Below are 18,922 nucleotides of genomic sequence, written 5' to 3'. Positions count from 1 at the left end.
GGATGAGTGTCGATGACGCCACTTACAACGAGCACGCGCACACCGGGCTGAGCAAACGCGAGGCCGAGGTGATGGATCTGATCGCGACGGGCCACTCCAACGGTGAGATCGCCCAGCGGCTGTTCCTGAGCGAGAAGACCGTCAAGAACCACGTGAACCGCATCTACTCGAAACTCGGGGCTGACTGCCGGATGACGGCGATCGGCCTGTGGAAGGGCGACGCCGGCCGGGCACGCTGACGCGACCGGTGGCCGGCCGGGCCGGGCAGGCGGCCGGGCCGGGCGCGCCGCGGGCGCCTGCGCTCACACGGGCACGCCCACGGCCTTCCGCACGGCCGTCAGGGCGCGCGCGATCGCGGCCAGGCCGTACGCGATCTCCTCCGGGGTGACCGACAGGGCGGGACGCAGCCGCACCGACCGCTCTCCGCACGGCAGGACGAGCACTCCCTCGTCCTCGCGCAGCGCGCGCACCACCCGGTCGCGGCCGTCAGGCACGTCGAAGGCGCACATCAGACCCCGCCCGCGGGCGTTGCGCACCAGGCCGGGGAAACCGGCCTCCAGGTCGCGCAGGCCGCCGAGCAGGGCCTCGCCGAGCACCGCGGCGCGCGCGAAGAGCCCGTCCCGCTCGATGATCTCGAGCAGGCGGCGTGAGCGCACCATGTCGACCAGGCCGCCGCCCCAGGTGGAGTTGATCCGCCCGCTCGTCTGGAACACGTTGCCCGGCACCTCGTCCACCCTGCGCCCGGCCATGATGCCGCCGAGCTGGGCCTTCTTGGCGAAGGCCACGATGTCGGGCGCGAGGCCGAGCTGCTGGTAGGCCCAGGGCGTGCCGGTGAGCCCGACCCCGGTCTGCACCTCGTCCATGATGAACAGCGCGTCCCGTTCGTGGCACAGGCGCTGGACGGCCTGCAGGAACTCCGGCCGCATGTGGTTGTCGCCGCCCTCGCCCTGGATCGGCTCGGCGATGAAGCAGGCGATGTCGTGCGGGTGGCGATCGAAGGCCGCGCGGGCCTGGGCCAGCGCCCGCTCCTCTGCCGCCTCGACGTCCCCGAAGTGGATCGCGGGCACGTCGATGCGCGGCCAGTCGAAGACCGGGAAACGCTCGGTCTTGACCGGCTCGGTGTTGGTCAGCGACAGCGTGTAGCCGCTGCGGCCGTGGAAGGCGCGCGTGAGGTGCAGGACCTTGCCGCCCTGCTCCCGGGGGCGGCCTCGGGCCTCGTTGTGCCGGCTCTTCCAGTCGAACGCGCACTTCAGGGCGTTCTCGACGGCGAGCGCGCCGCCTTCGACGAAGAAGAGGTGGGGAAGCCCTGGATCGCCGAGCACGCGGGCGAAGGTGTCGGCGAAGTCGGCGAGGTGGGCGGTGTACATATCGGAGTTCGCCGGTTTGTTGGCGGCCACCCGGCCGAGGAGGGCCACGAAGTCAGGGTCGTCGGCGAAGGGGTTCACGCCCAGCGGGGCCGAGGCGAAGAAGGTGTAGAAGTCGAGGTAGCGCCGGCCGGTGCCGGCGTCCACGATCCACGACCCCGCGCTGCGGTCGAGATCGAGTTCGAAGCGGTAGCCGTCGACGAGCATGTGGCGGGCCAGCCGGTCGAGCACGCTCATGCGCCCTCCCCATCGAGGAGCCTGTTTCGGTTGTATGCGGCATCATTCCCTGTCTTGCCGGGGATTATGTGGAAGCTTTCCGGTACATCAGGCTTACCGCGCAGTTTCTTCCACTCACCAGAGCCCGCCGAGGGGTTCGCGGGACGGTTCGCCGACGGCTCGGACAGCGTGCGGGACGGTTCGCCGGCCGCTCAGACGGCGTGCGGGGCGGGACCCGCGGTGCCCCGGTGCGCGGTCTCGCGCAGCCGGTACGCCTGCACCAGCAGCGTGGCGCCGTACAGGACGGCGAACAGGCCGATCAGCCACGTCAGGGCGAGGGCGCCCGAGGCCGGCCAGACGAACAGCAGGATTCCGAACGCCACGGCGAGCACGCCGCTGGCCAGGTACGTCCAGTCGGTGTCGCCGGCCTTGCGGCGCGCGACCGCCGCCACGATCTCCGCCACGCCGATGACGACCGCGTAGGCGGCGATCAGTATGAGCAGCGCCAGCGCCGTGATTCCCGGCCACACCCAGGCGATGAGACCGGCCACGATGCCGAGGACCCCTGAGATGGCCAGCCAGAGGCGCGACTGCCGGGGGTGGGCGCCGCGGAAGGCGCCGAAGAGGGCGAAGGCCCCGCTGATGATCGCGTAGGCGCCGAACAGGACGACCAGCGTGAGCAGGGTGATCAGCGGCCAGACGACGGCCAGGATCCCGAACAGGATCGCACAGGCCCCGCGCACCACCTGGACCCACCAGTGGTGGCCCGTCTCGGCCCGGTGCCTGCCGGCCTCGCCACTGACCTCGTACATGTCGTTCTCCTCGATCGGTCTCCGTTCCGGTTCCTATCCGGGATGTGCCCGGCAATAGACCAAAAGGGCGTCAAAAGCTCTCTACCTGGCACCAAGTCGCCCTATATCGTCAGAAGTCCAAGATGCGTCGGTGACGAATCTGGAGGGGATGCCGGTGTCACTCCGCGAAGCCGCCAACGACATGAGCCCGGAGCTCGTACGGCTGCGCCACGCGCTGCATCGTGAACCCGAACTGGGCCTGGACCTCCCGAGGACCCAGGAGAAGGTGCTCGGCGCGCTCTCGGGCCTCCCTCTGGAGGTGTCCACCGGGGCAGGGCTGAGCTCGGTCACCGCGGTGCTCCGCGGCGCGAGACCCGGCCCGACCGTCCTGCTGCGCGGCGACATGGACGCCCTTCCCGTCACCGAGCGCAGCGGCGGCGAGGTCGTCTCGACGCTGCCGGGGCGGATGCACGCCTGCGGGCACGACCTGCACACCACCATGCTCGCCGGCGCCGCCCACCTGCTCGCGGCGCGGCGCGACCGGCTCGCCGGCGACGTCGTGTTCATGTTCCAGCCCGGCGAGGAGGGCGACGGCGGCGCCAAGATCATGATCGGCGAAGGGGTGCTGGACGCCTCGGGACGGCGCCCGGTCGCCGCCTACGCCCTGCACGTGATCAGCTCGGTGCTGCCGCGCGGCGTCTTCGTCAGCCGGGGCGGTCCGATCATGGCCGCGGCCGACCGGCTGCGGGTCGCGGTGCGCGGCAAGGGCGGGCACGGGTCGATGCCGCACCGGGCCGCCGACCCCATCCCGGCCGCCTGCGAGATGGTCACCGCGCTGCAGACGATGGTGACGCGGGCCTTCGACGTGTTCGACCCGGTCGTGGTCACCGTGGGCAGCTTCCACGCCGGCACCGCCGACAACATCATCCCCGAGGAGGCCGTGTTCGAGGCCACCGTGCGGTCGTTCTCGGCAGCGGCGCACGGCCGCGTCCAGGAGCGCATCCTCGCGCTGCTCAAGGGCATCGCCGCCGCCCACGGCCTCACGGTCGACGCCGAGTACGAGGTCAGCTACCCGGTGACCGTCAACAGCGCCGCCGAGGTGGACTTCGCCGGTGACACCGTGCGGGAGGTGTTCGACGAACACCGCTACATCACCGCGCCGCAGCCGTTCACCGGCTCGGAGGACTTCTCGTTCGTCTGCGACCAGGTGCCGTCGGCGTTCGTCGCCCTGGGCGCCTGCCCCGGCGGCGCCGACCCCGCCCGCGCGGCCTACAACCACGCGCCGGAGGCCGCCTTCGACGACGCGGTGCTGCCCGACGGCGCGGCCCTGTACGCCGAGCTGGCGGAACGCCGCCTCGCCCGGGAGGCCGCCGCCGTCTGAGGGCGGCGGGGAAGGTCAGGTCGCGGCGTAGACGACCAGCGAGACGGCGATGTACTGCACGACGTAGGCGGCGAGGGTGAAGGCGTGGAACACCTCGTGGAACCCGAACCAGCGGGGCGAGGGGTTCGGGCGGCGCAGGCCGTACACCACGCCGCCGGCGCTGTAGAGCAGGCCGCCGGCGATGACGAGCGTCACGGCGGCCACCCCGGCGCCCCGCAGGAGCTGGGGCAGGAAGAAGACGGCGGCCCAGCCGAGGGCGATGTACAGCGCCGTGTAGAGCCAGCGGGGCGCGCCCATCCACACGGCGCGGAAGACCACGCCCGCGATCGCGCCGGTCCACACCACCGCGAGCACGGCGACACGTGCCGCTCCGTCCAGCGCGAGCAGCGCGAACGGGGTGTAGGTGCCGGCGATGATCAGGTAGATGTTGGCATGGTCGAGCCGTCGCAGGACCTCGGCCAGGCGCGGCGCGGGACGGCCGCGGTGATAGGTCGCCGAGACGCCGAAAAGCAGGCCTGAGGTCACCGCGTAGACGGCGGCCGCCAGGCGGGCCTGCTGGGTCGGCCCCAGCGCGACCAGCGCGAACCCCGCGAGCAGCGTGGCGGGCAGCGCCCCTGCGTGCAGCCAGCCGCGCAGGCGGGGAGGGGGCATCGCCGTGCCGGGGGGACGGTCGGGAGCGGGTGCGTACATGATCGAACCTCCTCTCAACCTACGGTACCGTAACTTACGCTTGCGTAGGTGGTGAGCTCGATCACGCCGGCCCCACGAGGCCCCCAGGACGAGAGGAGCGGCCACGCCTTCACAGGGCTCCGAGGAAGCGGGCGGCGACCGTCGCCGCCGCGCCCGCCCCCGCCCCGCCGTGCTCCACGAACACGGCGAACGCCATGTCGCCGCGGTAACCGACGAACCACGAATGGTCCTCACCCGAGGACGCCTCGGCCGTGCCGGTCTTGCCGGACACCCCGCCGGGCAGGCCGGACGCGGCCGCCGTCCCGTCCGTCACGACGGCCGCCATCATCGACCGCAGCTGCGAGACGACTGGTGCGGGCAGGCGCCTCGGCTTGGGCCGGCCGTCGATCTCCAGGCGCTTCACGGCCTTCTCCGACATCAGCCGGGGCGGTCGCCAGGCCCCGTCGCGGACCGCGGCGGCGACGAGCGCCATGCACAGCGGGGTGGCCTGCACCGAGTTCTGCCCGATGGCGTCGGCGCCCAGCTCGTCGCCGTCGCCGGCCTCGCGCATCGTCCCGCAGAGCCCGCCGACGCCCGATTTCAGGTCCCCGCCGAACCCGAGCCGCGCCGCCTGCCGCCGGAGCGCCGCGTCCCCCAGGCGCTCGACGGCGAGCCGGGCGAACGTGGTGTTGCACGACAGCGCGAACGCCTGGCGGAGGCTGACCGTCCCGTGGTCCTCCTCGCCGTGGTTGGTGAAGGTGCGCCCGTTCGGGACGGTGTACCTGGCCGGGCAGGGCACCCGCGTGTCCGCGGTCAGGCCCTCGCCGAGCAGCGCCGCCGCTGTGATGATCTTGAAGGTGGAGCCGGGCGGGGCGGGCTGGTAGAAGGCGCCCTGACCGGCCAGCCGGTCGGCCACGGCGAGCACCTCGCCCGTGGACGGCCTGACCGCGACGACGGCCGCGGGGTGCTCGGCGCCGTCGAGCGCGCGGGCGGCCGCCGCCTGCGTCCACCAGTCCAGCGTGGTGCGGTAGGTCCGCTCGGTGGGCCGGCGGAACACCACGAGGTTCCTGGTCTTCCCCGTGGCGGAGGTCGCCTCGATCGCCCAGCCCGTGGCCGGGTCCTCGTCGAAGTCGTCGATCTTGCGGGCGAGGTCCTTGAAGTAGGACTCCGCGCCGCTGGCGTGCGGCAGCGGCCTGCCCTGGCGGGTGAGCAGCTCGGTGCCGGGCACCGGGATGCGTTTCAGGCGCAGCCGCTCGTCCGCCGCGACTCCGGGGTGGAGCGTCTGGGGCGTCCAGACGACCTTCCACTCGCCGTCCCTGACCGCCAGGTGCAGCACTGAGGAGAACCGCCACTCCCCGAGCTCCCCGATCTGCCGCGCCCCCTCGAACGGCAGGTCGGCGGTCCGCTCGCCGCGCGGCACCACCGTCCCGGGGGTCAGCTTGATCGACAGGACCTGCAGGTCGGCGCTGAGGCGCCGGTGCCGCTCCATGTAGTCGGCGGGCGGGGAGGCGACCCGCTTGCGCATCTCGGGCAGGTTCTCGGCGGCCCAGGCGTCCAGGTACGCCCGCCCCGCCTCCTCGGCGGTGCCGGTGACGCGGCGGGCGTCCAGCACCAGAGCCACCAGGGAGGCCGCGACGATGACAACGCTGAGCCCGACGAGAGCGAGCAGTCCTCGGCGGCGCATACGGTTCTCCCAAGAGTGCCGGGTATGGCACATCCCGATATATCAGAACCATGGGAGACCATGTGGGCAAGCGTAAGACCGAGGCGGCCCCCATGCCCGGCCGCTACCCGGTGGACATGGGCGAGGTCGAGCTGCTCAGGGACCTCGACCGGCCCCAAGGCTGGCTGCTGAGCACGTCCGGGGTCCCGCAGTCCTACGTCGACCTGGAGGACCCGACCTACCTCGACTTCGAGTACGTCCGGCTGATGGCCGACGTGATCGACGCCATCGAGGAAGGCCCGCTGGACGTGGTGCACGTCGGCGCGGGCGCCTGCACCCTCCCCCGGTACGTCGCGGCGACCCGCCCGGGCTCCCGGCACATCGTGATCGAGCCGGACGCGGCCCTGGTGCAACTCGTCCGCGACCAGCTGCGGCTGAAGTCGGTGCCCAGGCTGAAGGTGCGGGTGGCCGACGGCCGCACGGCCGTCGGCGGACTGCACGACGCGTCGGCGGACCTGTTCATCCTGGACGCCTTCAGCGGCGCGACGATGCCCGTGGACCTGGCGACCGCCGAGTACATGGGCGATGTCGCCCGCGTCCTGAAGGACTCGGGCGCCCTTCTGGTCAACATCGCCGACGGCAAGGGGCTGGCGTTCGCGCGACGCGTCGTCGCCACCGTCCGGGGCACGTTCCGCCACGTGGCGCTGCTGGCCGAGCCGGGCATCCTGCGCGGGCGGCGCTTCGGCAACCTCATCGTGACCGCCTCGCCCGCGCCGCTGCCGCTGCGCGAGCTGTCCCGCAAGGCGGCGGGCGGCCTGACCCAGGCCCGGTGCGTGTACGAGGAGGACCTGGTGAAGTTCGTCGCGGGCGCCCCGCCGATCAGGGACGGCGACGCGGTGATCACGCCCGTCCCGCCGCCCGAGCTGTTCGGGTGACGCCGCGCGGGAGCCTCGCGCCGCTCAGTCGAACAGGTCGGGTTCGTCGCGGGCGATCTGGTCGTACAGCGGCTGGAAGTTGATCCACCCCACCAGGTCGTTGCCGATCTGGCCGTGCGTGAGCTTGGCGTTCTCGTGCGTGATCGGCACGACCTGACCCGCGGCCTTGGCCAGCAGCTGCGCCTGGCACGAGCGCTCCATCGTGATGAACCACCAGGCGGCGGCGTCCACCGAGTCGCCGACCGTCAGCAGGCCGTGGTTGCGCAGGATGACGGCCTTGTGCGAGCCGAGCGCCCGGGCGATCCTGCGGCCTTCCTCGATCTCGACCACCACGCCGGTGTAGTCGTCGAACAGGCCGTGGTCCTCGTAGAAGGCGCACGCGTCCTGGGTCAGAGGTTCGAGCGGCTGCCCGAGTGCCGACAGCGCCTTCCCGTGCACGGAGTGGCTGTGGGCGGCGGCGACCGCGTCCGGGCGGGCCTGGTGCACCATCGCGTGGATCGCGAACGCGGCCTTGTTGACGTGATAGCGCCCCTCCACGACCTCCCCCTGGTCATTGACCATGATCAGGTCGCTGACCTTGACGTGCTTGAAGCTCATCCCGAAGGGGTTGACCCAGAAGTGGTCCAGGTGCTCGGGGTCGCGTGCGGTGATGTGGCCGGCGACGCCCTCCTCGAAGCCGAGGCGCCCGAACAGCCTGAGCGCCGCGGCCAGCCGCTCCTGGCGGTGGCGCCGCTCGTCCGCCACGTTCTCGAACGTGGGAGGAAGCCGGAAGGACAGCTGCTCACTCGGCACGGGACGCAGGTCCGCGAGGCTCATGGGGGTCTCTCCTCATCGCCGAACTTCTGTCGGTTACCGCCCAGTATGACCGGCCGGCGAAGGCTCCGCACGCTCCCGCCGGCGAAAGGTCGCGCGCTCCGGCCGGCGAGAACTCCGCACGCCCGGCCTCCGAGGGCGAGGTGCCGCCGGTTGACCGGAGTCGTGGCGCGGGCTTACCGTACCCGTACTCAAACTTTATGACTAGATAAGCAGATTTGGTCATGGATTCAGAACGAGCGAGGCCATGCCGTCCCCCGAAACCGAACCCCGCGCCGCCCGGGAAGCCCCTTCGCCGCCGCCGCTGACACCGGCCCGCGAGCGGCGGGCGCACCGCATCCTCGACACCGCCGCCGAGCTGATCCTGCGCTGGGGGTACGACAAGACGACCATCGACGACATCGCCCGCACGGCGGGGGTGGCCAAGGGCACGATCTACCTGCACTGGAAGTCGCGCGAGGCGCTGTTCGCCGCGCTGCTGCGCCGCGACCGCGTCGCCATGCTCGAACAGGTGCGCGAGGGCCTCGCCGGCGAGCCGGCGGGCGCGACGCCCCGCGCTCTGTTCCGGCACCTCGCTCTGGCGTTCATGACGCGGCCGCTGATGAAGGCGAGCCTGCTGAGCGACACCGAGGTGCTCGGCAAGCTGATCCGCCAGAAGCGGCCCACCGTGCAGACCGCCGCGGCGATGCGCTCGCTGTCGGACACCTATCTGGGCGCACTGCGCGAACACGGGGCCATCCGCACCGACCTGTCGCCGGTCGAGCAGGCGAACGTCATCAGCGCCGCGCTGTACGGCTTCTTCATGATCACTCCGCACATGCCGGAGGACCACCGGCTGTCCGGCGAGCGGCTGTCGGAGCTGCTCGCCGAGACGCTGCACCGCGCCCTGGACTCAGGCCGGCCGCTGAGCGCCGAACAGAACGCCACGGTCACCCGGGCGACCCTCGCGTACCTCGACGACGCGCTGCGCGTCGCCCGGGAGCGGCTCCGCATGTCCCTCACGACCACCGATCTCGGAAAGGACCACGCCCGGTGAGCGAACCGCCCTTGGTACTGCCCCTCGCCGACGCCGGAGCCGACCTGGCCCTCACGGGCGGCAAGGGCGCCTCGCTGGCCCGCATGGCCGCCGCCGGCCTGCCGGTGCCGCCGGGCTTCCACGTCACCACCGAGGCCTACGAGCGCTTCGTCGCCGAGAACAGCCTGCGCGACGCCATCCTGTCCGCCGTCGCCGACGCCGCCGGAGGTTCGTACGCCGACGCCGAGCGGGCGATCGGGCGGTTGTTCGCCGAGCACGACATCCCCGAACCGGTCGGCGCGGCGATCCGCGAGGCGTACTCCGCGCTCGGCGGGCCCGCCGTCGCCGTGCGGTCCTCGGCCACCGCGGAGGACCTGCCCGGCCTGTCCTTCGCCGGGCAGCAGGAGACCTACCTCGACGTCCAGGGCGACGACGCCCTGCTCGCGGCCGTCAAGCGCTGCTGGGCCTCCCTGTGGGGCGCGCGGGCCATCGCCTATCGCACGCGGGGCGGCGTCGCGCAGGACGAGGTCAGCATGGCGGTCGTCGTGCAGCGGCTGGTGCCCGCCGACGCGGCAGGCGTCCTGTTCACCGCCGACCCGGTCACCGGTGCGCGCGACCGCATGGTCGTGAACGCGGCATGGGGCCTCGGCGAGGCCGTGGTCGGCGGCCAGGTCACCCCGGACACGGTCGTCGTGGGCAGGCCGGGCGGGGCCGTCCTGTCGCGGCGGACCGGCGACAAGGCCGTGATGACCGTGCGCACCGGCGGCGGCACCGCCGAGGTCGCGGTGCCCGAGGCCCGCAGGACCATGGAGGTGCTGGACGCCGCCCAGGTCGCGACCCTGGCCGACCTCGGCGAGCGCGTCGAAGAGCTGTACGGCCATCCGATGGACGTCGAGTGGGCGTTCCTCGGCGGGCGGCCGTCCATCCTGCAGGCCCGCCCGATCACCGGCCTGGACGCCGCGGAGTCCGCGCGGGCGGCAGAGGCCTCGCCGACATCGCAGGCGGAGGCAGAGGCGGCGCAGGCGGAGGCAGAGGCGGCGCAGGCGGAGGAGGCGGCGCAGGCGTCGCACGCGCAGGCTGAGGAGGCGTGGAACGACAGCCTCGGCGGCGACTACCTGTGGAGCAACGGCAACCTCGGCGAGGCCATCCCGGACGTGATGACGCCGAGCACCTACTCCTTCGTCGAGATCTTCATGTCCGGCGCGATGCGCGCCTCCTCCGTCGCCGAGTTCCGGGCCTACGGGCGCATCGGCGGCCGCTTCTACATGAACCTGAGCCTCGCCGCCACGATCGCCACGACGTTCGGCATGGGCAAGCGGTTCGCGGCCTTCACCGAGCCGGTCTTCGGCAGGCTCCCCGCCGGCATGGAGATCCCGCTGGTGCCCGTCTCACGATGGCGGATGATCAAGCTGATCCTCCCGGCGGCGATCGCGGTCAAACGCGAGGTGAGGGCCAACGCCCGCAGGCTGCCGGAGTTCTTCGCCACGGCGCCCAGGCGGTGCGAGCGGTTGCGCGAGCACGTCGCGGCGACCTCGACGGCCGCCGGGCTGGCCGCCCTGTGGCGCTCCGAGCTCGGACCGTACCTGCTCGAGTGCTCGCACATGCTGGAGGCCGCCACCCGCCAGGACACCGGGGCACTCGGCCTCGGCCGCGTACGGCTCGCCAAGCTCGTCGGCGAGTCGGAGATCGCCGCCCTGGGCAGCGGCCTGCACGGCGGCGAATCCGGCCTGGCGAGCCTCGGCCTCCTCGTCGGCCTCGACCGGCTGTCCCGCGGCGAGATCGACCGGGACGTCTTCGCCCGTGAGTGGGGTCACCGGGGGCCGAGCGAGTTCGAGGTCTCCATCCCGCGCCCCGGCGAGGACCCACGGTGGATCGACGCCCGGCTCGCAGGCCTCCGCGGGGCGGAGCACGACGTCGACGCGCTCATCGCCCGCCAGAGCGAGCGGCGGGCCGCCGCATGGCGACGGCTGGCGGAACGCCATCCGCGCCAGGTGAGCCGCGCCCGCCGCACGGTCGCGCGCATGACCAAGGCGCTCCGCGACCGTGAGGTGGCGCGCTCGGAGGTCGTCAGGGCCTTCTGGACGCTGCGCGCGTACGTGCTGCGCGCCGGCGAGATCACCGGACACGGCGATGACCTGTTCTTCCTGTCCGCCGACGAGATCCTCGCCGTCCTCGACGCCGGCTCCCCCGGCGGGTCTCCGCTCGCGGCGGTCGCCGGGCGGCGCCGGCTCTACGAGCGCTACCGGGCGCTCCCGCCGTACCCGGCTCTGATCAGGGGCCGGTTCGACCCCTTCCGGTGGGCCGCCGACCCGCTGCGGCGCGGTGACGTGTACGACGAGCACGACCAGGGGGCGCCGGCGGACGAGGCGGTGACGGGCTTCCCCGGCGCGTCCGGCGTCGTCGAGGGCCGCGTGCGGGTCATCTCGGGCGTGGAGGAGGGCGAGACGCTCAGGCCGGGAGAGATCCTGGTCACGACCGTCACCAACGTCGGGTGGACACCGCTTTTCCCCCGGGCTGCCGCCGTCGTCACCGACGTGGGCGCCCCGCTGTCGCACGCGGCCATCGTGGCCCGCGAGCTGGGCATCCCCGCCGTCGTGGGCTGCGGGAACGCGACGACGCGCCTGCGCACCGGCGACCTGGTGCGCGTGGACGGCCGGCACGGCACGGTGGAGGTCCTCCAGGCGGCCCCCGCCTGATCACGCGAGAGGGGCACCTCGCGGAAGCGGATGGGCAGCCCTCGAACCAGGACGAGAAGTTCACCCGTACGCGGCCACATCATTCGAGAGGCGCGCGCTGAACTTTCATCCCACAGCTGATGCCGATGCGTCGAATCGATTCGCGCACACAATAAGCCTATCCAGAACAGCTGCCAAGTACGCTTATCCAAGGATTGAGCCCGAAAGTTTCGCAACGCAAGGCGAGACGGCTGTCGCCTTGCGTGACTTACGTCCATCCTGTGACGCTGTCGAACGCGTCCGGGGCGTCTTACTGCTTCCCTCTGACGCCGTCTGGTCAGACTGCTTCGGCGGCGCCGACGCGAAATGAGTATGAAACTTTCAGCTGTCCGTGCCGGGCATCGGTTTCCTGGAAATATTTCTACGGAGGAGCCCTTCGCCTCCTCCGGCCGGAAGGCCGAAGCCAACGGCGCCGTCGCCCGCGCACCCTCGGCATGAGCGCCATGTACGACAGCCGGTCCGGAAACTTTCTGCCTTGACAGTGGAAAGCCGATCCCTACCGTGTGGTGCTGAGGCGCTATCGAATCGATACGACCGCACCGTCGACAGGAGTCAGCGTGCCCTCCATCAAGCTGTCGCGGCTACGCGAACGGACCGCTGTGGCCGGTACCGCTCTGCTCGCCGGGGCCCTGCTCACCGTGCCCGCCGTGACAGGCACGGCCGAAGCCGCCCCGGCCGTCTACCAGCCCACCTGGGCGTCGGTGGACCAGCATCCCGCCGCTCCGGAATGGTTCCAGGACGCGAAATTCGGCGTCTACTGGCACTGGGGCGCCTTCGCCACGCCCGAGTACGGCACCGAGTGGTATCCGCGCACCATGTACCTCCCCGGCTCCCCCGAGAACAACCACCACAAGAGCGTCTACGGTGACCCCTCGGCGTGGCCGTACCACAACTTCATCGACGGCGCGCGCGACAAGGCCGGCAACTGGGTGCAGTTCACGCCGAAGCTCAAGTCGCAGGGCGGGGCCTTCGACCCCGGCGAGTGGGCGCAGCTGGTGGCCGACTCCGGGGCCAGGTTCGCCGGGCCGGTCGCCGAGCACCACGACGGCTTCTCCATGTGGGACAGCCAGGTCAACGAGTGGAACTCGGTCGACCGCGGGCCCAAGCTCGACCTGGTTCGGCTGTTCGCCGACGCGATCCGCGCCAAGAACCTGAAGTTCCTGGTCACCATGCACCACCTGTACAACTTCACCGGCTACTACGACCACGTGCCCGCCCAGTCGACCACCACGCTGAAGAAGCTGTACGGGCAGCTGGGCAACGCCCAGGAGCAGCAGCTGTGGTACGACAAGCTGAAGGAGGTCGTCGACAAGTACCAGCCGGACATGATCTGGCAGGACGGCGGCCTGTACCTCGTCGACGAGGCCAAGCGGCTCGACTTCCTGTCGTACTACTACAACCAGGCCAACGCCTGGGGCAAAGAGGTCGTGGCCGCCTACAAGGACGGCTTCAACACCAACGGCGAGGTGTACGACTACGAGCGCGGCGGCCCCGCCGACATCCGCAACCCCTACTGGCTGACCGACGACGCCGTCAGCAACCCGTCGTGGTCCTACACCCCGACGATCACGTACTACAGCTCCGCCGCGCTCGTCCACGCGCTGGTCGACCGCGTGAGCAAGAACGGCAACATGCTGCTGAACATCTCGCCCAGAGCCGAGGGCTCGATCCCCCAGACGCAGAAGGACCTGCTCAACGCCATCGGCACCTACCTGAAGCGCAACGGCGAGTCGATCTACTCCACCCGCGCCTGGACCACCTACGGCGAGGGACCGACCAAGATGGGCGGCGGCAGCTTCGTGGAGCCGCGGGCCGGCACCGGGCAGGACATCCGCTACACCCGCAGCAAGGACAACACCGTGCTGTACGCCACCGTGCTCGGCTGGCCCGGCTCCACCCTCAACCTCGCCTCGCTGGCCGGCGGACGCATGGACCTGTCCAACCTGAGCAAGACCGAACTCATCGGCAACACCGCCGGCACCTACATCGACCTGCCCACCCGCACCCAGGACAGCAGCGGTCTGCACATCACCCTGCCGGGCCAGCCCTACTCGGCGCTGGCCTACGTGGTCAAGCTCACCTTCAACGGGCCGATGAAGACGCCCGCCACCACCAGCGGCCCCTTGCGCGACGTCAACTCCGGCAAATGCCTGGACGTCAACGGCGCCTCCCAGACCAACGGCGCCCAGGTGCAGATCTGGGACTGCACCGGCGGCGTCAATCAGCAGTGGGCGACGACCAGCGCCGGCGAACTACGGGTGTACGGCAACAAGTGCCTGGACGTCAACGGCAACGGCACCGCCAACGGCACACCCGTGATCATCTGGGACTGCAACGGCCAGAACAACCAGAAATGGCGCCTCAACTCCGACAGCACCATCACCGCCGTCGGCGCCGGAAAGTGCCTGGATGTCAGCGCCCTGGGCACCGCCAACGGCACCAAGGTCCAGATCTGGACCTGCACCGGCCAGAACAACCAGAAGTGGAGACGAACCTGACCCTGTGACCGACGACCTCACCCGCTTCGCGGTGAAGTCGATGGTTCGGCCTTCCACCGTCATGTTAGCGCTAACGTTCAGCGAGAGGCTCCCCCATGCTCCTCCGAAACCTGAGAAAAGCGGTCGCGACGGGCGCCGGCGTGTTGCTCGCCGTCGCCGGACTGGCGGGCTCCGGCACCGCCCAGGCCGCGGCGTCGCAGCCGTGTGACATCTACGCCGCGGGCGGCACGCCGTGTGTGGCGGCGCACAGCACCACTCGTGCCCTGTACGGCGCCTACACCGGCTCGCTGTACCAGGTGCGTCGCTCTTCGGACAACACCACCCGCGACATCGGCGTGCTGAGCGCGGGCGGGGTGGCCGACGCCGCCGCCCAGGACTCGTTCTGCTCCGGCACCACCTGCGTCATCACCATCATCTATGACCAGTCCGGACGCAACAACCGCCTCACCCAGGGGCCCGGCGGCGCCGTGCCCGGCCCCGGCCCCGGCGGAATCGACAACCTCGCCAACGCGACCGCGGCCCCGATCACCATCGGCGGCCAGAAGGCCTACGGCGTCTACGTCGCTCCGGGCACCGGCTACCGCAACAACAGCACCAACGGCGTGGCCAAGGGCGATCAGCCCGAGGGGATGTACGCCGTCTTCGACGGCACCCACTACAACGGGGGATGCTGCTTCGACTACGGCAACGCCCAGACCAACGGCCAGGCCGACGACATCGGCATCATGGAGGCCATCTACTTCGGCAACAACAACTGGTGGGGCTACGGGGACGGAGCCGGCCCCTGGATCATGGCCGACATGGAGTGGGGGCTCTTCTCCGGGGTGAACGCGCGATACAACCCCATGCCGTCCATCAACCACCGCTTCGTCACCGCCATCGTCAAGGGCGAGCCCAACCACTGGGCGATCCGGGGCGGAAACGCGCAGTCCGGCGGCCTGACGAACTACTTCGACGGACGGCGCCCCAACGGCTACCACCCGATGAAGAAGGAGGGCGCCATCCTGCTCGGCATCGGCGGCGACAACAGCAACGGCGCCCGCGGCACCTTCTACGAGGGCGTCATGACCTCCGGCTACCCGACGGCCGACACCGAGAACGCCGTCCAGGCCAACATCACCGCAGCAGGCTACGCGCCGTCGGGCGGCACCCCGCAGCAGGGCTCCCAGATCGTGGGCGGCCAGTCCAACCGGTGCGTGGAGGTGCCGAACAGCAGCACCACCAACGGCGCCCAGGTGCAGATCTGGGACTGCGGCGGCGGCGCCAACCAGCGGTGGACCTCCACCTCCGGCAAGCAGCTGCAGGTGTACGGCAACAAGTGCCTGGACGCCTACGCGCAGGGCACCGCGAACGGCACGCAGGTGGTCATCTGGGACTGCAACGGCGGAGCCAACCAGCAGTGGAACGTCAACTCCAACGGCACCATCACCGGCGTGCAGTCCGGACGGTGCCTGGACGCCAACGCCGCCGGCACGGCCAACGGCACCAAGCTCATCCTCTGGTCCTGCAACGGCCAGGCCAACCAGCGATGGAGCCTGCGCGGCTGAACCGTCGGCAGCGAGAGCCGCACATCACGTGAACCCCGGCGGGACGCCGTCCCGTGGCGCCCGGCCGGGGGACACCGCCTAGGCGGACGTCGCGGCGGTCAGGCGGATCAGGCGGTGGCGCCGTGGTCGGCGGCGATGGCGTCCACGCGGGCGGCGAGGGTGAAGTCCTTCTCGGTCAGGCCGCCGGCGTCGTGGGTGGTCAAGGCCAGGTGGAGCCGGCGCCACCGGATGTCGATGTCCGGATGGTGGTTCATGTTCTCCGCCTGCTCGGCCACGTCGTTCACGATGGCGATGGCCGTGCGGAAGTCGGGGGCGACGATCGTGCGCCTGATCTCGTCACCCTCGCGCCGCCAGTCGGGCACCGCGCCCAGCCGAGTGGAGATCGCCGCTTCGTCCAACCTGTCCATGGCAGGAGTTTTTCACGCGCCGGGGACGGTTGTCGCCCGTCCCCGGCGGCGCGGCTCATCCTTCGGCCGACAGCGATGCCCCGTATCCCCGTCCGACGATCAGGTCGGCCATCTCCTTGTACGCCCCAGGGTCCTCGGGCGCGTAGGTGCCCAGCCCGTCGACGTAGCGGTTGTACATGCAGAAGGCCGCCGCGATGAGCACGGTGTCGTGGATCTCGACGTCGGTGGCGCCGGCCTTGCGCGCCGCCTCGATGTGGGCGGTGGTGACGTCGGTGCCGATGCGCTGGACCGCGCCGGCGACGTGCAGCAGCGCCTTCATCTTGTCGGAGACGGGCGCGGTGTCGGGGTCGGCGCAGGCGTGGGCGACGGTGTCCGCGCCGCCGGGCAGCTGCGCGGCGGCGAACGCGGCGTGCGAGGCGTGGCAGAAGCGGCACTGGTTGAGGCTGGACACGTAGGAGGCGATGAGCTCGCGCTCCCCCCGGGTCAGCGTGTTGTCCCCTCTTAACAGGATCTCGGCGAGCTCGTTGAGCACCTTGGCCGTATCGGGCCGGTACTTCATCAGTCCGATGATGCCGGGCGCGTCGTTGCCGAGTTCGATGTGCGGCATGGATTCTCCCTTGTGTGCGCGTCCGGGCCACGCCGGATCGGACGCGGAGACGCGCCGGGCCCCGTGCGGGCCTGGCGCGGGACTGTGGGGCCGGCGGGCGCGGCACGGTGCCGCGCCCGCCCCGGTGCGGGACGAGCCGGTCAGACGCCGACCAGCCCGCAGGTGGCCGTCGACTTCTTGGACGGGTCGCTCTCGGAGGTGGCGGTCAGCTTCAGCCGCGCCAGGTGGTCGCCGCCCTTGCCCCGCTGGGCGTAGACGGACACCAGGGTGCTGTCGCCGAACCCGACGGCGGCGAGCCGGTTCGGCGCCCACGCCGTCCAGCCCTTGCCGTCCACCGTCGCCGACAGGCGGTAGACGTCCGACTTCAGGTAGGCGCTGACGTCCTCGGGGTGCTGTCCCTGGGCCGCGGCGGCCTTGCCGGTGTTGGCCAGCGGGAAGCGGCACTGCGCCCACTCGGTCCCCTTGGCGACCGCCGCGCTCGGCAGGACCCTGACCCCGCGCCGCTGTGGGCCGGCGCCGTCCAGGGATCGGACCGCGACGGTGTAGGACAGCACGCCCTTCTTGTCGCGCCGGACGTCGAGCACGTAGAAGTGCAGGCGGTTGGCCTGGTCGGCGTACTCGTACTCGCTGCCGGAGTCGGCGCCCGCGTGGAAAAGGGCGTCGGACAGCTGCCGGTAGTCGCCGATGGTGATCGGGACGCGCGTCCCGTCCGGAAGGACATAGTCGGTCATGCCGATGTCCTGCGGGTTGGCGTCGATGACCCACTCGAACGGCGCCTGGTCCTGGTTCTTGGTCTTGGCGAGCAGCACGCCCGCGTCCGGGGTGAAGGAGTCGGCGCCCATGCGGTCCACGACCTCGATCGTGTAGTTGTGGTAGCCCCCGCCGTCGCAGAGCGGGTCGGTGGTGACGTCGCACGCGGGGCTGAGGTCGCCGGTGCCGAGGGCGATGTTGACCCCGGACAGGTCCTTCTCGCCCGGCTGCACCTCACGGGCGGTCACCCGGGCGACGACCAGGCCCGACGCGGCCAGGGCCTCGCGGGACAGGCGCAGGACGTTCTTCTCGTCCACCATCTCCAGCTTGATCTTGTTGCGGAGCATGTGCTGCGCGCCCATCGAGCCGCCGCCCGTCGGCGGGATGGTCCAGCGGCTGTGCGGACCGCCGGGGCCGTTGAAGCTTCCCCGGCTGAGCATCTCCCAGATGCCGGTGTAGGCGCGGCGCGGCGGCACGCCGAACGGGTTGTTGTAGTTGTCGCCGATGCCCAGGATGTGGCTGAACTCGTGGGCGTAGACGCCCTGGCCCGAGCTCTCGGCCTGGGTGGAGGAGCCGCCGCCCGCGTTCGGCCAGATGGTGGACGCCGAAGCCCAGGAGGTCCACTCCACGTACCGGGTCCTCGCCCAGTTGGGCAGGTTCGGGTCGGGCGGGCCGAAGACGTCGGTGACCTGCTCCTTCGCGGGGAACTTGATCGACCCGAACTCCTGCCAGGTCGACGATTCGTCCTGGCCCGCGCTGAGGTAGAAGACGAAGTCGTACTGGCCGAGGGTCGCCTCCCCCGCGTCGGCGGACCAGGCGGCGCGCCCGTCGGTGCGGATGTTGCGGTTGCAGGTGTCCCCGGCCGGGCAGGCGGTGCCGGCCTGGAACTCCATCGCGTACTCGTGGGACTTGCCCGGCATCTCGTACGGGCCGAAGGCGGTGAGGTCGACGCCGTACCGGCCGCCGGAGTCCTCCATCCAGTACTCGTTGATGGTGTGACCGCGGTTGAGCTGGTTCGGGGTGTTGAGGAAGTCCTTGTAGAACTGGGCGACCTTGTCGCGGGGGATGTCGTGCGCCTCGGTGCTGGGGTTGCCGAACACGGTCGAGTGCGGCGGCCGGGTCACCACGAAGGCCTGGTTGGGGTAGTCGAGCAGGACGAGCGCGCCCTTGAACGTGCGCTTGGAGGCGACGCCCGCCGGGTCCGCCCACGTGGTCCCAGGGACGGGCTTGTAGTCCTCCCAGGTCATGTGGTCGGGGTTCTTCCAGTTCTGCGGGTCGATCACGGCCGGGCCGCCCGGCTTGCCCCTGACCACGGAGGCGGGCTCCCCTTCTTGCCACGGTTGCCGCTGTGGCCAGTGGTCGGCCTGCCACGGGTTGGCCGGCTCGGGCGGCGGCTCCGCGAAGGCCGGCGCCGCGGCCAGCCCGGCGGGGGCCAGCACGGCGGCGAGGAACAGTACTGTCAGTCGTCTCTTCCTGCGATGGGTCGACGACTCGGTCACGGCCTCACCCCTCCGTCTGGACCGGCGAACGG

15 protein-coding genes are annotated in these 18,922 nt (G+C 71.2%); 7 read left to right on the top strand and 8 right to left on the bottom strand.

What is annotated here, in order from left to right; translation table 11 throughout:
- Positions 1-2: 2 nt before the first annotated feature.
- Positions 3-239, top strand: a complete 237-nt coding sequence (locus tag ACFO60_RS10880; RefSeq protein ID WP_380839738.1) for a helix-turn-helix domain-containing protein — start codon at positions 3-5, stop codon at positions 237-239.
- A 63-nt stretch (positions 240-302) separates the two neighbouring features.
- Here ACFO60_RS10880 and lat read toward each other — a convergent pair whose 3' ends face one another.
- Together lat and ACFO60_RS10870 are read right to left on the bottom strand one after the other, a co-directional pair.
- Positions 303-1,601: an L-lysine 6-transaminase gene (lat, locus tag ACFO60_RS10875; protein ID WP_380839736.1), complete on the bottom strand. Its 1,299-nt coding sequence runs from the start codon at positions 1,599-1,601 to the stop codon at positions 303-305.
- A gap of 191 nt (positions 1,602-1,792) precedes the next feature.
- Positions 1,793-2,392, bottom strand: a complete 600-nt coding sequence (locus tag ACFO60_RS10870) for an HdeD family acid-resistance protein (protein WP_380839735.1) — start codon at positions 2,390-2,392, stop codon at positions 1,793-1,795.
- 154 nt (positions 2,393-2,546) lie between these two features.
- On the opposite strand from ACFO60_RS10870, the gene ACFO60_RS10865 reads away from it, so the two are divergent.
- On the top strand, positions 2,547-3,752 hold the full coding sequence (locus ACFO60_RS10865; protein ID WP_380839938.1) for a M20 metallopeptidase family protein: 1,206 nt from the start codon (positions 2,547-2,549) through the stop codon (positions 3,750-3,752).
- 15 nt (positions 3,753-3,767) lie between these two features.
- Here ACFO60_RS10865 and trhA read toward each other — a convergent pair whose 3' ends face one another.
- Both trhA and ACFO60_RS10855 read right to left on the bottom strand, forming a co-directional pair.
- Complete coding sequence (gene trhA / locus ACFO60_RS10860; RefSeq protein WP_380839733.1) at positions 3,768-4,442, bottom strand: PAQR family membrane homeostasis protein TrhA; 675 nt, start codon at positions 4,440-4,442, stop codon at positions 3,768-3,770.
- 109 nt (positions 4,443-4,551) lie between these two features.
- Positions 4,552-6,105 carry a penicillin-binding transpeptidase domain-containing protein gene (locus tag ACFO60_RS10855; RefSeq protein ID WP_380839732.1) on the bottom strand — a complete coding sequence of 518 codons (1,554 nt, stop codon included), beginning with the start codon at positions 6,103-6,105 and terminating at the stop codon, positions 4,552-4,554.
- Between the two features lie 62 nt (positions 6,106-6,167).
- On the opposite strand from ACFO60_RS10855, the gene ACFO60_RS10850 reads away from it, so the two are divergent.
- Positions 6,168-7,019 carry a spermidine synthase gene (locus ACFO60_RS10850; RefSeq protein ID WP_380839731.1) on the top strand — a complete coding sequence of 284 codons (852 nt, stop codon included), beginning with the start codon at positions 6,168-6,170 and terminating at the stop codon, positions 7,017-7,019.
- Between the two features lie 24 nt (positions 7,020-7,043).
- On the opposite strand, the gene ACFO60_RS10845 is transcribed toward ACFO60_RS10850, so the two are convergent.
- Complete coding sequence (locus ACFO60_RS10845) at positions 7,044-7,835, bottom strand: class II aldolase/adducin family protein (protein WP_380839729.1); 792 nt, start codon at positions 7,833-7,835, stop codon at positions 7,044-7,046.
- 244 nt (positions 7,836-8,079) lie between these two features.
- Between ACFO60_RS10845 and ACFO60_RS10840 the strand changes: the two genes are divergently transcribed.
- The 4 genes from ACFO60_RS10840 (at position 8,080) to ACFO60_RS10825 (ending at position 15,627) form a co-directional block, all read left to right on the top strand.
- Positions 8,080-8,868 (top strand): TetR/AcrR family transcriptional regulator, encoded by a 789-nt coding sequence (locus ACFO60_RS10840; RefSeq protein WP_380839727.1) that lies wholly within the window; start codon positions 8,080-8,082, stop codon positions 8,866-8,868.
- Positions 8,865-11,543: a PEP/pyruvate-binding domain-containing protein gene (locus ACFO60_RS10835; RefSeq protein WP_380839726.1), complete on the top strand. Its 2,679-nt coding sequence runs from the start codon at positions 8,865-8,867 to the stop codon at positions 11,541-11,543. The genes ACFO60_RS10840 and ACFO60_RS10835 overlap by 4 nt, the downstream gene beginning before the upstream one ends.
- 596 nt (positions 11,544-12,139) lie before the next feature.
- Positions 12,140-14,080, top strand: a complete 1,941-nt coding sequence (locus tag ACFO60_RS10830; protein ID WP_380839724.1) for an alpha-L-fucosidase — start codon at positions 12,140-12,142, stop codon at positions 14,078-14,080.
- A gap of 95 nt (positions 14,081-14,175) precedes the next feature.
- Positions 14,176-15,627, top strand: coding sequence for an arabinofuranosidase catalytic domain-containing protein (locus ACFO60_RS10825; protein WP_380839722.1), 1,452 nt, complete (start codon positions 14,176-14,178; stop codon positions 15,625-15,627).
- 107 nt (positions 15,628-15,734) lie between these two features.
- Here ACFO60_RS10825 and ACFO60_RS10820 read toward each other — a convergent pair whose 3' ends face one another.
- The 3 genes from ACFO60_RS10820 to ACFO60_RS10810 form a co-directional block, all read right to left on the bottom strand.
- Complete coding sequence (locus ACFO60_RS10820; protein WP_380839719.1) at positions 15,735-16,034, bottom strand: 4a-hydroxytetrahydrobiopterin dehydratase; 300 nt, start codon at positions 16,032-16,034, stop codon at positions 15,735-15,737.
- 55 nt (positions 16,035-16,089) lie between these two features.
- Complete coding sequence (locus ACFO60_RS10815) at positions 16,090-16,641, bottom strand: carboxymuconolactone decarboxylase family protein (RefSeq protein ID WP_380839717.1); 552 nt, start codon at positions 16,639-16,641, stop codon at positions 16,090-16,092.
- 140 nt (positions 16,642-16,781) lie between these two features.
- Positions 16,782-18,890, bottom strand: a complete 2,109-nt coding sequence (locus ACFO60_RS10810) for a M6 family metalloprotease domain-containing protein (RefSeq protein ID WP_380839715.1) — start codon at positions 18,888-18,890, stop codon at positions 16,782-16,784.
- Positions 18,891-18,922: the final 32 nt, after the last annotated feature.

This window comes from Sphaerisporangium dianthi (assembly GCF_042654065.1).
GTDB lineage: Bacteria > Actinomycetota > Actinomycetes > Streptosporangiales > Streptosporangiaceae > Sphaerisporangium > Sphaerisporangium dianthi.
This window is presented reverse-complemented; position numbering and strand designations above follow the sequence as displayed.

What these genes read in the sequence shown, in the direction of transcription:
- ACFO60_RS10870 (WP_380839735.1), bottom strand. Translation starts at nt 2,392, where the DNA reads ATGTACGAGGTCAGTGGCGAGGCCGGCAGGCACCGGGCCGAGACGGGC.
- ACFO60_RS10880 (WP_380839738.1), top strand. Translation starts at nt 3, where the DNA reads ATGAGTGTCGATGACGCCACTTACAACGAGCACGCGCACACCGGGCTG.
- ACFO60_RS10840 (WP_380839727.1), top strand. Translation starts at nt 8,080, where the DNA reads ATGCCGTCCCCCGAAACCGAACCCCGCGCCGCCCGGGAAGCCCCTTCG.
- trhA (WP_380839733.1), bottom strand. Translation starts at nt 4,442, where the DNA reads ATGTACGCACCCGCTCCCGACCGTCCCCCCGGCACGGCGATGCCCCCT.
- ACFO60_RS10845 (WP_380839729.1), bottom strand. Translation starts at nt 7,835, where the DNA reads ATGAGCCTCGCGGACCTGCGTCCCGTGCCGAGTGAGCAGCTGTCCTTC.
- lat (WP_380839736.1), bottom strand. Translation starts at nt 1,601, where the DNA reads ATGAGCGTGCTCGACCGGCTGGCCCGCCACATGCTCGTCGACGGCTAC.
- ACFO60_RS10855 (WP_380839732.1), bottom strand. Translation starts at nt 6,105, where the DNA reads ATGCGCCGCCGAGGACTGCTCGCTCTCGTCGGGCTCAGCGTTGTCATC.
- ACFO60_RS10825 (WP_380839722.1), top strand. Translation starts at nt 14,176, where the DNA reads ATGCTCCTCCGAAACCTGAGAAAAGCGGTCGCGACGGGCGCCGGCGTG.
- ACFO60_RS10820 (WP_380839719.1), bottom strand. Translation starts at nt 16,034, where the DNA reads ATGGACAGGTTGGACGAAGCGGCGATCTCCACTCGGCTGGGCGCGGTG.
- ACFO60_RS10815 (WP_380839717.1), bottom strand. Translation starts at nt 16,641, where the DNA reads ATGCCGCACATCGAACTCGGCAACGACGCGCCCGGCATCATCGGACTG.